The following is a 13470-nucleotide window of genomic DNA, read 5'->3' as shown; positions in this document are numbered from 1 at the left end:
CCTTCGACGTCTTCCGAGATGATGAGCAGGGGCTTCGAGGTCTGCACGACAGCCTCGAGCACCGGCAGCATGGCCTGCAGGTTGGAGAGCTTCTTCTCGTGGAGGAGAATGTAGGCGTCTTCCAGATCGGCGACCATCTTGTCGGCGTTGGTGACGAAGTAGGGCGAGAGGTAGCCGCGGTCGAACTGCATGCCTTCGACGACTTCGAGTTCGGTCTCGGCGGTCTTGGCTTCCTCGACGGTGATGACGCCTTCGTTGCCGACCTTCTGCATCGCTTCCGCGATCATGGCGCCGACCGACTCGTCGCCATTGGCCGAGATCGTGCCGACCTGGGCGACTTCCTCGGAGGTCTTGATCTTCTTGGCGGCCTTGCCGAGCGCCACGACGACTTCGGTGACGGCGAGGTCGATGCCGCGCTTCAGGTCCATCGGGTTCATGCCGGCGGCAACCGCCTTGTGGCCTTCCTGGACGATCGACTGGGCCAGGACTGTCGCGGTCGTGGTGCCGTCGCCGGCGATGTCGTTGGTCTTCGAAGCGACTTCGCGGACCATCTGCGCGCCCATGTTCTCGAACTTGTCCTCAAGCTCGATTTCCTTGGCGACGGTGACGCCGTCCTTGGTGATGCGCGGGGCGCCGAACGACTTGTCGATGACGACGTTGCGGCCCTTCGGACCGAGCGTGACCTTCACCGCGTCGGCGAGGATGTTGACACCGCGCAGCATGCGCTCGCGGGCATCACGGGAGAATTTTACGTCTTTTGCAGCCATTGTAAGCTCCTGTCAGGGGTTCGGGATCGAACCCGCAGATTCAAGATTCAGTTGACGGTGAGGCCGATATTCAGCCGATGATGCCCATGATGTCGGATTCCTTCATGATCAGAAGGTCCTCGCCATTGAGCTTGACTTCGGTGCCGGACCACTTGCCGAACAGGATGCGGTCGCCGGCCTTGACGTCCAGCGGCACGAGCTTGCCGCTTTCGTCGCGGGCGCCGGAGCCGACGGCGATGATCTCGCCTTCCTGCGGCTTCTCCTTCGCCGTATCCGGGATGATGATCCCGCCGGCGGTCTTGGATTCGGATTCGACCCGGCGAACGACCACCCGGTCATGAAGCGGGCGGAACTTGGACTTTGCCATGTTTTCTTCCTCGATGAGAACGGTGAGAACTGTTCCTCCATCCGGCGAGGCCGCCGGATCTGAGTTAGCACTCACCTAAGGCGAGTGCTAACGCGGCGCTGAGATAGGCGGTAAGGCTGGTAATAGTCAAGATGGAAGAGGCACCGGCGAAGAGCAAAAGATTTTGGAATCGGAGCTGAAGTACCAAGACCCCTTACGTGCTGCCAGTCGTTCGTCCCCTCCGCCTCACACCATCTCCCCCAGCGGCGTCTGTCCGATCTGACCGGCGGGGAAGGGCCCGAACTTCAGTTTCGGCCATACAAAAGCGCGGCGCGGACATCTTTGGGTCGGCGCGCGTCCGGAAGCAGATCAACTATGGGCGGATTCGCCGCGCCATGTAACCGGCTGATCTGGTGTTCAGATTTAGCTTGAAAGCGGTCCCGACCGGCTTTCTTAAAAGCCACTCTTCGACGGTTCCATTCTGCGTAGTTGGTCGTGGTTTGGTGTTTCGCCTGTCAGCAGGACGACGGTTTGCGACTAGCAAGCCGATGAACGCGGCCCGAGGGGCTACCATCCGGCTATTTGACAGGCCGCGAGTCATCCTGTCATCCTTGAGGTCGTCCCATTGGCTTTCAGCGCGGCCATCAGCATCGGTCCAACCGAAAACTCCCCTCCCCTCGCCTTTTCGGTCAGGACCCGCAGATAGCCGCCGGCCGAGTTGATGTGCTGCGCCCTTTGCAGGATGCAGGCAATCACCATCGCTGCGACCTCCGGGCCCATCACATGGCAAGCCTCCTCATACGCTGACGGCGAGACGCCCAGATACCCCCGCACCTGGGCGGCGGTTATCATGAGATCGCGCCAGTTGCCGATCCCATCCGCAGCGTAGGGCACAATATCGGGGCAGGCCTTCAGCACCATCCCCAGCGGATAGGTTTTCGGCGCCTCTGCGGTCCTCGTCCTGGGCTCGGCCGTTGCCCCGCTTTTCTCTAAAGCAGGTTCAAATTCAAAAATAGAGTCGGTATTTGAATCAGATTGCTGCCGCTCGTTTTGAGAGTCATTGCCGCTCGGATTCGTGGCTTTCAAGTGCATTTCCAGCAGCTTATTCACATCGTCATGCAATGCGGCCAGATCGGCCACGATCGGCTCGAGCTCGGCAATTGAGGCGCGGCGTGGGATTGCCTCCACTACGCGGCGGAAACGTCTCCAGAGGTCGCCCCAGTCGCCGGGCATGTCTTCCTCAACGGCCGCCTCGATCAGCTTTTGGATGTCACGGCGGTGCAAGGTGATCCGCTCACGCACAAGCCTGAGCGCCCTGTTGTCGGCGCGGACCCGCTCGGCCGCCGCCTCGAACTCGTGAGCACGGGCCAGCAGCGGCGCCAGGGAGAAGCCGAATGCTTGCTCGATCTCCCCTCCCCTGCCCTTGCGCGCGTAACGCTTGCCGTTCGGGCTGTCCCGACGGATGATCAGCCCGCAATTCACAAGAGCCGCCAGGTGCCGTCTGACTGTGGGCTCGGGCATTCCATGCGCCCTGAGTGAGAGGTGGGCGTTCGAGGGAAAAACGATGAGCCCGTTTTCCTCGCTCAGCTCATTGTCCGGGTAGAATGACAGCAACGCATTCAGGACAGCCAGGGCGCGATCGCCGACACCGGCGATGCTCCTGCCCTCGCAGAGGTTGCGGTAGATCTGCCATTTGTCGACGACCGTGCCCTTGGGGATTTCACGTGAATCGTTTTGCACCGCCAGCATGGCAAGCGACATCGGCCGCCGCCCAAAGGGCGTCGTTGCAATACCCGTCTCCATTTTTCCTTCGCCTTCAATTAGGCAAAAGAAATCCGCTCGCCAAAACGACGCTAACGACTCTTGACAGTGATTCGTGGAGATGCGATTCTCAGAGTGCTTAGTTCAGAGAGAGGCTTCCACGGCTTGCCGTTCGGGGGCCTTTTTCTTTTGCGGTTTCAAACTCCTTGTTTCGTGGTGGACTTCCGAAAGGCCTCAAACAGGTCGTCCAGTCGTCCGGCGATAAACGCTGCGAAACGCGATCCTTCAGCCTCTCCCACGGCAATCATGGTAGTTTTTCCGTTGTCTTTGAGGCTGACGCTGACCGTTTTGTCTGGAGCAGCCCAAGACTTCACCGCAATCTTGGGCTTAGATGGTTTGGCCGGACCCGCAGGTTCTTTGATCGCATTAGTATCCGGTGGCAGCGTCTCAAGCAGCATGATGAATCTGTCGTCGGACGTTGCCTCGCGGAATTTGTTTTTGCGAGTAAGATCGAGGGCTTTCGGGAGTGAGCCGTTGACGGAATAGCGGCTCGAGAATTCCTGCCATCGTCCTCGACCAATCCCGGGAGCTTTACCAATCGATTGCAGGATCTCCTTGTCGACCGAGGAGGCTATCTTGATCATCTCGGACACGTGCGATTTTCCTGTCGACAACGAAGCGCAGATGGTGTCCCGTTTGTATCCCGCGTCCTGCTGCGAAAGCGCAAAAGCACACTTTTCGATGTATGAAAGATCCTCTCGAGCGGTGTTCTCTTCCCCTTGGAAAATGACCGCTTGTTCATCAGTTAACTCCCGGACGGCCGCTTTGAATCCGATCCCAAGCTGCTTAGCTGCCGCTAGTCTTCTGCGACCATAGACGATTTGAAACTCACCATCCTTGCCTTGTACTGGTCGAACCAATCCAGGTACGATTTGACCGCGCTCCCGCATGGATTCTGTGATTTCAGCAATGGCGGAAATCTCGTAGGCGTCATCATATCGATCGGTGATTGATGACGGACGTATTTTGTCGGGATCGAGTTCAATGATCTGTTCGCCTGACTTCAGTAACTTGTCGGCGATGTCACTACGCTCTTGCATTTGACGAACACCAGCCGCCACCTTCATCAGGTGTGGCGATGACGTGCGGCGGCTGAGGCCCTCCTCCGAATTCTCCTCCCCGAGCTGCCCCAAAACAGCAGCAAACATGCCCTTAGAGTCTTTGCGGCTCACTGTTCACGCCTCCATGCCATTGTGATGAGGCTTTCTATTTCCGCGTTCGCGGCATTGATCGATTCGATTGCACGATCATAAGTTTTAGGTGCCGAGAACCTCGATCGCTGCACTTCATAGAGGCTTTGTTTCCAAGTAAGCGCGTCCGCAACGGCGGTGGATTTGGAGACTGAATTCAGAAGTAGATCCTCGCCAAACACTTGACGCATTAGGGCCTGCATGTTGGCTTGCGGGTGGTCGTTGGCTTCAAATTTTGTGATGAGGAATTTTGCGAAATCCCAACGCGCGCCCGCACCAGCCTCATCCAGGATTTGCATATAAGACGCTGCCAACTCCAAAAACTTGCCTGTGGAGTCGACATCAAGCATGTGTGCTGGAACTGGGATTAAGACCCCGGTAGCAGCAGTGAGCGAGGAAAGCGTCAGGAAATTGAGTGACGGCGCACAGTCGAGAAGAATGATATCGTAGCGATCGGCGATCTGTTCGAGGGCCTGTGACACTCGAAGCAGAAAACCGGTTCCACCGCTCTTGCGCATCTCAAGGGTAACGGCGGTTTCGAATTCTGTCAGTTCAAGACCGGCGCAGATGACGTCGAATCCGACGATATGCGTCTGATGTACAATCTTTTCGGTTGGCACCGGATCATCAAACCGGATCGCCGAGTAAAGGGTGTCACCTTCTTGATAGTCAAATCCGGGCAACGCTCCTTGCAGACTGGTTAACGACGCTTGGGGGTCCATGTCGACTGCGAGAACGCGATACCCACGAAGTGCCAGCCAGTGACCCAAATGAATAGTGGTCGCTGTCTTGGACGATCCGCCTTTGAAGTTGGTGATCGCGATGATTTGGCAGTCCTCGCCATCAACGCGACGAGGGTTGATCCATTTCTTCCGCGCCTTTTCCGCCAGATGCATCCGAAGCTCCAGCACCTGCTCGACAGAATATAAGCGCTTTCCGGTGGTTGTTGTCTCTGGCTCGGGTCCCTGCCCTTTTAAGGAGACCTGCCGTATGTAAGCTTCGGTCACTCCTAGCAATGCCGCCACTTCCGTCGAAGTGAATTTGCGCATCGTACGAATCGCGTCAGGAGGATACTGAGCCAGCGAAAGATTGTTGAGTGCCTTCTCGAGTTTCGTCGAAAAGGTATTCATGAATTGAAGGCTACTCAGATGCCGCGTCACCCAGATTCTCCTCTTGCACCCAGAGCCACAATGATAGCGACTGTGGTTAACAAGCTGTTAACGCCACGCCAACTACGCCAACTTTTCGAATTACGCGGTTTTTCCGTTACTGGGCTTATGCCCGATTCGCAGAATTCGGGCAAATGGACACAGGTGAGTTCCCAGCTGGGAACTATCCGATGGCCTAAGCCTTTTGGCGCCCTCGAGCTAGTCTGTCAGTTCAGAAGACCGGTGACCATGCGAGCGGCCATGATCGCTGGTCATGCAGCATGGTGTGGGACCGAGTTCTCTTGTGTTCTGGCTCCATTGGTTAACCGCTTTCGTCGCGACTGGCGGACGCCTAACAAAGCGCGGGCAGTTTGGGCGTTTGAAGACGCGCATCAGATGGGTCAGGCGGCTAAATTCTCTGTGAGGCGCCCAACGCAGCGAGATCTAGCTTTGCTTTGGTGGGATCGTGACGGTTTTGTCGGCGCTATTTGAGGCAGACGCCACTGTTCGATGGTTGAGCGTGTTCCTGAGAAATCGAGCATCGCAGCGCTGGCGTGCCGCTTCCGGTCATTTTGCTCGCTGCCCCCTCGGCATGGTCGCTGGGTACGACGACTAGCGGTCCCTTCCACATCGTGGAACTCTCTCCAAAGGGTGCCCACCTTGCATCCCAGGCAATGTCGACCGCGATCAGCGCCGCCTGCCGATGCTGGCTTAGCGCACCTTCGTTAATGGCGTCGAGGACGAGGAGGCAAAAGCTCTTCCGGCCGCGCTCAGGCCGGGGCCCGACGAGAAGGCATTGCCGCACCAATTCTTGTAGAATCCGACTTCACACAATACCCCGAGTTCCCAGTTGGGAACCATCATCCCAGAGAAGTCTAGGGCTTGCCGGTGTTGTACCGCACTTCGAAGCGGGCTCACGGGCGGAACGGTATTCTTCGTCTATCTGCAAGGCGGTTGCGTCTTGCTCACCCTAAGACGAGCTGACCACAGCCACTGGGAGAACAATCCGCGGGTCCAGGCGCCTCTTCGCGGCTGCCTGGCCCACAATCCTGACGCCCAAGTCAATTAACAGGCAACCGTTGACGCCGTCGCACTGCGGCGGCCAACGCCGCACGCTTGACCAGCTCACTTCCTGGAAATTCAGCCGCTGTGCGCCGGCACCTTTATGCTGCCCTGCCCCGCGCAACAACAGCGGCGCATTGCCGATCATGGCCAGTTTCAGCCAGGTCTACGGCGCAGCGATCGGGCAGGTGGCATTTGAGGATGCGCGCGGCCCGATGTTGACTTCACGCCAGCATGGTTTTGGAAACTCTCTTGTTCGGGAACAGCGGCCATCTTCCGTCTGATCGCGTGCATCTTCGAGGCCGACATTTCCGAGCGACCCAGACCGCCGAACGATGGCGATCAGATGTAAGGCGGTTCAAAGCTCGGGAAGCTCCACCGGAGCATGCAGCCCCTAATCATTGATCGTGGACAGATCAGTGAGTCCGCGTGCCGGCCGCGGTTCCATTGGGGCTGCGGTCATGCGAGCCAGCCCGTGGCTCATTCGTCGCCTGCGAGACCCGTCGAACGCCTCAAGCAGCGCATCGACAACGCCTGGCCGAGCTCCCATGCTGTCTTTCTTACATGGGCTTCGTTTCCATTGTGGGGGGGGGGCGGTGGCCAGTTCTGAACCCTGATCCGGCAGGATTGCGCAAAATCGTTCCGAATGGAGATGATCCTAGTTTTCATCAAGGCGCCCTCCCGCGTTTAGGATCTTATAGGCGAATGTGCGACGAACTTTATCAGAAGCGGCTCCCGGCCAGTGCAGAGAAAAAGTCGTGGCGCTTGGCGCCAGACCTCGAACTCGGGGAGGTGGGAGGATAGCCCAACGTTTCGACGCCGTCGTCGGCGACAATTCAGCCAAGAGTTCGCGCCCCGTCAAAGGGCACCACTAGATCGAGAGCGCCGAGAGGCTCGGCCAGCCTTCATGGTCTTGGCAAGCTGCTAGTGTTGGCTCGTTTCCATCAAGTCGGCACCGGAACTTGCGGAAAGCCCGCAAAGCCCGTATATTACGGAACAAAGGAGTCTCGCCGATGACCACTACCGTCACCGCAGCCGCCGTCTCGAAAAATTTTGGGGCCTATCAGGATGCCGCCGTCCGCGACCCGGTCATCATCACTAAGAACGGCCGCCCGCGCACCGTGCTGCTGGCCTACGAGGATTTTGTCCGGCTGTCGAAGCGCGACCGGCGGGTCGACCTGACGGCAGAGCTCAGCGCGGATGAGATCGCCGCGGTTGAAGCCTCTGAAATGGAGCCGGGTCTTGACCATCTCAACGACGAGCTTCCTGGCTCAGAACCCTCCGGGGCAAAAAGCCTGACGGCAAAAAATGCTGCCGGCTGAAATCAACGTCGGCCACGTCTTCCGTTATTCCTATCTTTGGCATTGGCAACACAGCGAGGGCCGCGAAGAAGGCGACAAGGACCGGCCCTGCCTGGTGCTGGCGCTGGTCGCTATGCGGGAGGACGGCTCGCCAGTCGTCCGGGTCCTGCCTATCACCCATACGCCGCCGTCCAATCCCGACGATGCCATCGAGATCCCGCCTGCGGTTAAGCTGCGGTTGCGACTTGACGGTGAGCGCTCCTGGATCGTTTTGACGGAGAGCAACCGATTTGTCTGGCCTGGCCCCGACATCCGGCCGCTGGAGACGGAGAGCGGCTATTATGGACCGCTGCCGCCGGCGTTGTTTGCCGCAGTCAAGCGCCGGTTTGTCGCTATCGCGAAAGGTCAGGCGCACACGAGCACGTTGCGCACGCTGTAACGTCGGTTGGCGTCGCGACGGGCTAGGCGGTATCAGGGCAGGGGGCAACCTAGCCGATCCCAAGAGCAAGGCCATTTGCGGCCCAGTGGGATCGTTTTGAGCCGAACAGCGCGGCTGGGACCAAGGAGCCTGAGGCCTGTCAGACGAACAGCCGCGCGGCGCGGCCCAATTGGCGCTCGGCGTCGTTGTAATAGCGCGATGCCTGTTGCACGGAGCGGTGCTGCGATTGCTGCATCGCTTCGGACAGCGGAATGCCGCGGCGGGCGGTTTCGGTCAGAAAACCGGAGCGCAGGCCGTGGGCAGAAAAAAGCTTTGGATCAAGCCCGGCCTGGGCGATGCGGCGTTTCAGGATCAGGTTGACGGCTTGTGGGGTGAGCGCCTTTCGCTCGACATGGCCCCAACGGTCGATGCCGCGGAACACTGAACCTTCGGTGATCGCCGATCGTTCCAACCACCCCTGCAGCGCCAGCACGGGCCGTCCGACCAGCAGGACAAAAGCGTCCGCGTCGGCCTCGGTGGTTTTGGTTCGGCCGAGCCGGATTTTCAGGCAAGGCAGTGTTGGGCTTTCAGGATCCTTCGGATCGGCCGGGACCGGATCCTGCGCAACGATCTGCTCGACGCGTAGGGACGAGACCTCGCTGCGACGGCGGCCGCCGGAGGCGAAGGCGACGAGCAGCAGGGCGCGGTCGCGCATGTCTGCCAGGCGCTCGCCGGCGCAAGTTTTGAGCACCGCGCCCAGAATGTCGGCGGTCACCGCCTTCTGGCTCTTTCGTCCGCGCGGCCGCGCGCTAGCGCGGACAGCAAGTTTTAAGGCGCTGCGCAGCCCCGGCGCGTTGAATTTTCCCGCAAAACCGCGCCATTGCGTCAGCGTCGACCAGCTGGCCAGCCGCCGGCGCACCGTGTTCGGCGCATGCGGGCCGTCGCTGCGCAAAAGCCCCTGCAATTTCAGGGTCGCCGCGACGTCGGCCGGCATGCCATGCGCCGGATCGGTTTCGCGTTTCGCAGAATCCCAGAGGTGATGCGCGACGAATTTTATCAAAAGCGCTTCCGGCGCCGGCCAGGGTAGGGGCTGTCCAGTGGACGCCTGGCACCAGGCCTCGAGATAGACAAGGTCGGAAGCGAGCGCCCGGAGAGAGTTGTCGCCAATACCTTCCCTGGCGAGGTGGCGCAGCGTCTCGACGTCATCGTCGGAGAGAATCTCGGCCAAAAACTCGCGCCGATCGAAGGGCAGCACCGAATCGAGCGCGTCAAGCGCCTCCGCACGGCGCAGTTTTTGGTCGGGTACGGGCTTTGGCAGGCGAAGGTCCATGGCGACCGCTCAGAACAGATAGCGCCGGTCGGCCCAGGCGAGCAGGACGCCGGCGTCTCGAGGGGGCAAACGCACCCGTCCTTGGCGCAAGCCCGCAGCGATTGCCTCGCCGACGTCCGGATCGACCCAGTGGCCGTGGGTCATCAGGAAGAACCAGGCGAAAGGCAGGCCAATTTTTTGGTCGATGGCCTCGGTCCGCTCCATCAGGCGGTGCACCGAAATGCCGTCTTCCGACGACAGCGTCTCGGTAGGCATTTTGAGCGGGCGCGGGATAAAACCGATCTCGCGCCGGCCACGATGCTCAAGATCGTGGATGTCGAAGGCCCAATGGTCAAAGATGCGGTGGGTGCAGGCGCTCGACCGCTCCCAGTCGGCAAAAAAGCGGTTCTCGCGTGGCACGAAATCGAACCAGTCCGGATTGGCGTCCAAAAACGCGGTGTCGCGCGTGCCGTCGGGGCCGACCTGACTGATGATGCGGTTTTCGAGCTCGGGACGGCTTGCCTGGCGCTGTTCCTTGTCGATGCGCGCCCGGCGCGCCAGGAAACTCCGCATGTGAACGATGCCGGCGGCGGCGCGGCCGCCCAGCCTGTAGACCGGTCCGGAAAGCAGCGGCGCGTCCGTGGCCGGCTCGCGCCGCACCCAGGACGGGTCCAAAAGATCGTCGGCGCTATAAGGGCGGTAATCGGGATCGACGACCGGGCCAGCTAGAACCTCGATCTCGCGGCCAAGCGAGAGTTGGACAAAATCGGCGACGCCCGGGCCGGTCGCAGCGCATGCGAAGACGGAGGTGCCGCGCCATTCGGCGAATTTGTGTTCGCCCGTACGATACCGGTTCCAGAAAGCGATGAGGTCGCCGCTGAATTCTTCCAACTCGCGTTCGACCCAGGCACGATGGTCGCCGATGCGCGTGCCGTCGGCGGACAGAACCGTGCGGGCGTCGCCGCGCCAGTAAAAATCGTCGACCGCCGCGACCGTGAAATCAAAGCCTGGAAAGGCGTTGGCGAGGGCAGGGGCGAGTTCGGCGTCGGCCGAGGCGGGATCGAGGCTGGCGAGCACGGCCTCGACCGTTGTGGCGTCGGGCAGGCGGACGGGTTTTTCTTCGCTCATGCCGGGCGGCCCTTTTTTGCGCGGTAAAACGCCCGCGCCTTGCTTTTCAGCCCGTGCCGAACGTCGCCGGCGGGCATCTGGAGGCCGATTCTGGCTGATTTGCGCCGCGAAATCCATCACTATCGATAAGAGGGACTTATCGATAGTGAAAGGAATAAATTCTTGATCGCCATCAGGTGCTGGAGAGGGTTGGTAGCTTGTGCCATGGCCCCGAAACGACTAGCTTAAGCCATTATGAGCAAGCATTTGGCGTCCGTCCTGACGACCGTGAACGCGCCCTACAGCCTACAGCTGGACGACGCGGGGCTGGCTTATTGCCTTGCGGATCTCGAGTTGGCCAAACAGCATCCTGGCCACGTCAGCGCCTTTCTCGGCGAGGTTCCCCTCGCACTGCAGGTCGAGTTCGCTGTCGTGCACCACATCCCTGTCCCCGACCTGAAGGCCTTCGCCGCTGCGTTCTCCGCCTGGTCCGGCGAGAGCTATCCGCTCGCTGCGTGATGGCCGAACACGATAGCCGGCGCCCTTCCGAATGGCGGCGGCTTTTTAGCATCGCCGTCGATCTGATTGACCAGCTTCGGGAGAATGCCGGCGGTCACGACTTCGAATGGTCGTTTGGCGGTGGGACGGCGATGATGATCCAGATCGGCCATCGTGAAAGCCATGACATCGATGTTTTCCTCGATGACCCACAACTGCTCGGCTTCATCGACCCGTCCAGAAGCCGCCTGCGCTTTGAGCCGGTGCCATCGGACTATCAGGGTGATGGGCTTCGATTTCAAAAGTTCGCCTTCGAAGGCATCGGTGAAATCGACTTCATCGTAGCCGGAGCCCTGACAAAGACGCCCTTCCAGATACGCGAAGTGGAAGGCACAGCGGTTCGGCTCGAGACCATTCCCGAAATCATTGCCAAAAAGGTCTATTATCGCGGCTCGGAAGCCAGGCCGCGTGACATCTTCGACATCGCCGCCGCAGCCCGGTCGCAACTCGGCGCCGTCGTCGATGCCTTGCGCGCGTTTCCGCAACAGGTCGCGCGTACCAGGGAACGCTTGGAAAAGCTCAATCCGGAATTCGTTAGCCGTGCCATCGCGCAGTTGATGATCATGCCGGATTACGAAGCGTCGGCCGCCGACAGTCTGGATGCCGCGATCGCCGTGCTTGACGAGGCGTTGTCATCGTCCAAGCCGCCCTGATCGCCTCCCCTCCGGGTCTTTGCGGGAGAGCGGAGGGCTTTTTCTACAACCCCGACGCCTTGGTGAGGTTGACGCGAAAGCGGTCGCGGCGGCGCTGGTATTTCCGGGTCATCTCGGCGCTGGTATGGCCGAGGTGCTTCTGCACAAAGCGTTCGTCGACCTCGGCCGAGGATGCCAAACCGGCGCGCAGCGAATGGCCGGCAAAGAGTTTTTCGCGTTCGCCTTCCGGCAGGTCACCGCGCACACCGGCGGCCAGGGCGGTCCGCTTGACGAGGCGGGCGACCTCCTGGTCGTTGAGCCGATCGGCGCCGACCACCTTGCCGTGGCCGGTGACACGCCGGAAGAGGGGACCGTGCGCGATGCGCGCCAGCCTGAGCCAGGTCTCCAGCGCGACCACAGGGCAGGTCGTGTCGGATGAGCCACGTCCGACTTCGACCTCGCGCCAGCCGGTCTTGCCGCGCAGGCGCAACAGCATGCCCTTGTCGAGGATTTCGATCCAGCCGGAAGAATCCTCGGTCTGGTCGCGACCGCAATCCAGGCCGACAACCTCGGAGCGGCGCAGGCCGCCGGCAAAACCGAGCAACAGCATGGCGCGATCGCGCAGGCCGCGCAGGCTGCCGCGGTCGAGCGTTTCCAGCATGGCGATCAGATCCTCGGGCAACACCGCTTCCTTCTGCCGAGGCGGAGCGGCGTGCTTGTTGCGTATGCCGGCCATGACGGTGGCGATGTGGCGGTCTTTTCTGTGCAGCGGCTGCCCACGCCGAGAGAAATTCCAGGCCAGCGACGACAGACGTCGCTCGATGGTCGAGACGGCGTTCGGCTTCTTGTCGCCCGTTACCTTACCGGACGCGCAAGCCGTGATGTAGAGGCCGACAGTCTGCGGTTCTGGCGGGAACACCTCCAGGCCTTGGCGGCGCGCCCAAGCGCAAAAATGCTTCCAGTCCGAGGCGTAGGCGCGGCGCGTGTTAGTGGAGCTCGCCGCTTCGACATAATCGCGGGCGCGATCGGCGAGTGCGTCAAGATGCGCCGGCAGGCGAGGATGGGCGACGGCCGGAAGAGGGGAGGGGGCTTTGGCCGGCGGTTCCTCCGGCGTGCGGCCCATTTCCATGACGACGTCGATGATGTCCGGCATATCGTCGGCGATCGGCGAGCCGGGCTCGGCCGAGCCTCCCGCCGCGATTTGGTCGACACCCGGCGCCGTTTCCTGTGGTCGAGCGGAGCCGTGCCGAGTACGCTTTTCGGGATTTTGCTCGACGACAGAGGCCATTTCCGCACTAAGCCACATAACGATTGATAATGCAACATTATCATTCGTTGTTGATACACGACAAGCACAGCGCTTTTCGTCCATTTCTGTTGCTAAAAGCGCCGCCGTGATTCACCTTGCTCTCGATGATTCTACGTCCCAGACCTTCTGCCCGTCACCACGCCACATCTGCCGGAACCCCTCCGACCGTGCCAATGGCAGCGGTGCCGGCCTGGCTGCGCCGGGCCATCTCGGATGCGCACAGTCATGCGGGAAACGAGTTCGAGGACGTCTCGCTCGCCGCGGGCGCTGCCATCGGCGCGCTCGATGCTGTCGTCCGCCGTCAGGAGCTGTGGGCCGGCGCCTGGCGGCAGCGCCTGGCGCTTTCGGCTGCCGTGGCAACGGCACAGCAGGCGGGCCGCGTCGAGGATGAAGGCGCGCTGCGCGACGCCGTGTTGCTCACACGGCCGGGCGATTTTTTGTCCGTCGGTCCCGCCGGATCGATGCTGCTGGCTTGGCGCCGGCTGGCGAGCCGGCCGGGGGG

The 13470-nt window shown here is 60.9% G+C and carries 14 protein-coding genes; 5 read left to right on the top strand and 9 right to left on the bottom strand.

Features of this window, described 5'->3' with window-relative positions:
• The 5 genes from groEL to repA form a co-directional block, all read right to left on the bottom strand.
• On the bottom strand, window positions 1-767 hold a 767-nt coding region (groEL, locus tag DH10_RS17390; protein ID WP_192385094.1), incomplete at its 3' end, for a chaperonin GroEL.
• 70 nt (window positions 768-837) lie between these two features.
• Window positions 838-1134: a co-chaperone GroES gene (groES, locus tag DH10_RS17385; RefSeq protein WP_010915433.1), complete on the bottom strand. Its 297-nt coding sequence runs from the start codon at window positions 1132-1134 to the stop codon at window positions 838-840.
• A gap of 576 nt (window positions 1135-1710) precedes the next feature.
• Window positions 1711-2916 carry a plasmid replication protein RepC gene (gene repC / locus DH10_RS17380; protein ID WP_192385093.1) on the bottom strand — a complete coding sequence of 402 codons (1206 nt, stop codon included), beginning with the start codon at window positions 2914-2916 and terminating at the stop codon, window positions 1711-1713.
• Window positions 2917-3071: 155 nt separating this feature from the next.
• Complete coding sequence (gene repB / locus DH10_RS17375; RefSeq protein WP_192385092.1) at window positions 3072-4106, bottom strand: plasmid partitioning protein RepB; 1035 nt, start codon at window positions 4104-4106, stop codon at window positions 3072-3074.
• Window positions 4103-5284, bottom strand: a complete 1182-nt coding sequence (gene repA, locus DH10_RS17370; RefSeq protein WP_192385091.1) for a plasmid partitioning protein RepA — start codon at window positions 5282-5284, stop codon at window positions 4103-4105. The genes repB and repA overlap by 4 nt, the downstream gene beginning before the upstream one ends.
• Window positions 5285-7347: 2063 nt before the next feature.
• On the opposite strand from repA, the gene DH10_RS17365 reads away from it, so the two are divergent.
• Together DH10_RS17365 and DH10_RS17360 are read left to right on the top strand one after the other, a co-directional pair.
• Window positions 7348-7656 (top strand): type II toxin-antitoxin system Phd/YefM family antitoxin, encoded by a 309-nt coding sequence (locus DH10_RS17365; RefSeq protein ID WP_192385090.1) that lies wholly within the window; start codon window positions 7348-7350, stop codon window positions 7654-7656.
• Window positions 7643-8074, top strand: coding sequence for a type II toxin-antitoxin system PemK/MazF family toxin (locus DH10_RS17360; protein ID WP_192385089.1), 432 nt, complete (start codon window positions 7643-7645; stop codon window positions 8072-8074). Before DH10_RS17365 ends, DH10_RS17360 begins: the two co-directional genes overlap by 14 nt.
• 139 nt (window positions 8075-8213) lie before the next feature.
• On the opposite strand, the gene DH10_RS17355 is transcribed toward DH10_RS17360, so the two are convergent.
• Window positions 8214-9383: a site-specific integrase gene (locus DH10_RS17355; RefSeq protein ID WP_192385088.1), complete on the bottom strand. Its 1170-nt coding sequence runs from the start codon at window positions 9381-9383 to the stop codon at window positions 8214-8216.
• A gap of 9 nt (window positions 9384-9392) precedes the next feature.
• On the bottom strand, window positions 9393-10490 hold the full coding sequence (locus DH10_RS17350; RefSeq protein WP_192385087.1) for a hypothetical protein: 1098 nt from the start codon (window positions 10488-10490) through the stop codon (window positions 9393-9395).
• A gap of 234 nt (window positions 10491-10724) precedes the next feature.
• Between DH10_RS17350 and DH10_RS17345 the strand changes: the two genes are divergently transcribed.
• Complete coding sequence (locus tag DH10_RS17345; protein WP_192385086.1) at window positions 10725-10988, top strand: hypothetical protein; 264 nt, start codon at window positions 10725-10727, stop codon at window positions 10986-10988.
• On the opposite strand, the gene DH10_RS37020 is transcribed toward DH10_RS17345, so the two are convergent.
• Entirely contained in the window at window positions 10970-11140 is a 171-nt protein-coding gene (locus tag DH10_RS37020) for a hypothetical protein (protein WP_192385085.1), read from the bottom strand. The two genes, DH10_RS17345 and DH10_RS37020, sit on opposite strands and share 19 nt — an antisense overlap.
• Between DH10_RS37020 and DH10_RS17335 the strand changes: the two genes are divergently transcribed.
• Complete coding sequence (locus tag DH10_RS17335; RefSeq protein ID WP_192385084.1) at window positions 11123-11680, top strand: nucleotidyl transferase AbiEii/AbiGii toxin family protein; 558 nt, start codon at window positions 11123-11125, stop codon at window positions 11678-11680. The two genes, DH10_RS37020 and DH10_RS17335, sit on opposite strands and share 18 nt — an antisense overlap.
• A 43-nt stretch (window positions 11681-11723) precedes the next feature.
• Here the strand turns inward: DH10_RS17335 and DH10_RS17330 are convergent, their stop codons facing one another.
• Window positions 11724-12947, bottom strand: coding sequence for a site-specific integrase (locus DH10_RS17330; RefSeq protein ID WP_192385083.1), 1224 nt, complete (start codon window positions 12945-12947; stop codon window positions 11724-11726).
• A gap of 194 nt (window positions 12948-13141) precedes the next feature.
• Between DH10_RS17330 and DH10_RS17325 the strand changes: the two genes are divergently transcribed.
• On the top strand, window positions 13142-13470 hold a 329-nt coding region (locus DH10_RS17325), incomplete at its 3' end, for a DUF1403 family protein (RefSeq protein ID WP_192385082.1).

This window comes from Mesorhizobium silamurunense (genome assembly GCF_014843825.1).
Classification (GTDB): Bacteria; Pseudomonadota; Alphaproteobacteria; order Rhizobiales; family Rhizobiaceae; genus Mesorhizobium; species Mesorhizobium silamurunense.
Note: the sequence above shows the minus strand (reverse complement) of the source record. Positions and strands in the feature narration are given on the sequence as shown.

What these genes read in the sequence shown, in the direction of transcription:
- groES (WP_010915433.1), bottom strand. Translation starts at nt 1,134, where the DNA reads ATGGCAAAGTCCAAGTTCCGCCCGCTTCATGACCGGGTGGTCGTTCGC.
- repC (WP_192385093.1), bottom strand. Translation starts at nt 2,916, where the DNA reads ATGGAGACGGGTATTGCAACGACGCCCTTTGGGCGGCGGCCGATGTCG.
- DH10_RS17365 (WP_192385090.1), top strand. Translation starts at nt 7,348, where the DNA reads ATGACCACTACCGTCACCGCAGCCGCCGTCTCGAAAAATTTTGGGGCC.
- DH10_RS17360 (WP_192385089.1), top strand. Translation starts at nt 7,643, where the DNA reads ATGCTGCCGGCTGAAATCAACGTCGGCCACGTCTTCCGTTATTCCTAT.
- DH10_RS17355 (WP_192385088.1), bottom strand. Translation starts at nt 9,383, where the DNA reads ATGGACCTTCGCCTGCCAAAGCCCGTACCCGACCAAAAACTGCGCCGT.
- DH10_RS17350 (WP_192385087.1), bottom strand. Translation starts at nt 10,490, where the DNA reads ATGAGCGAAGAAAAACCCGTCCGCCTGCCCGACGCCACAACGGTCGAG.
- DH10_RS17345 (WP_192385086.1), top strand. Translation starts at nt 10,725, where the DNA reads ATGAGCAAGCATTTGGCGTCCGTCCTGACGACCGTGAACGCGCCCTAC.
- DH10_RS17335 (WP_192385084.1), top strand. Translation starts at nt 11,123, where the DNA reads ATGATCCAGATCGGCCATCGTGAAAGCCATGACATCGATGTTTTCCTC.
- DH10_RS37020 (WP_192385085.1), bottom strand. Translation starts at nt 11,140, where the DNA reads ATGGCCGATCTGGATCATCATCGCCGTCCCACCGCCAAACGACCATTC.
- DH10_RS17330 (WP_192385083.1), bottom strand. Translation starts at nt 12,947, where the DNA reads ATGGCCTCTGTCGTCGAGCAAAATCCCGAAAAGCGTACTCGGCACGGC.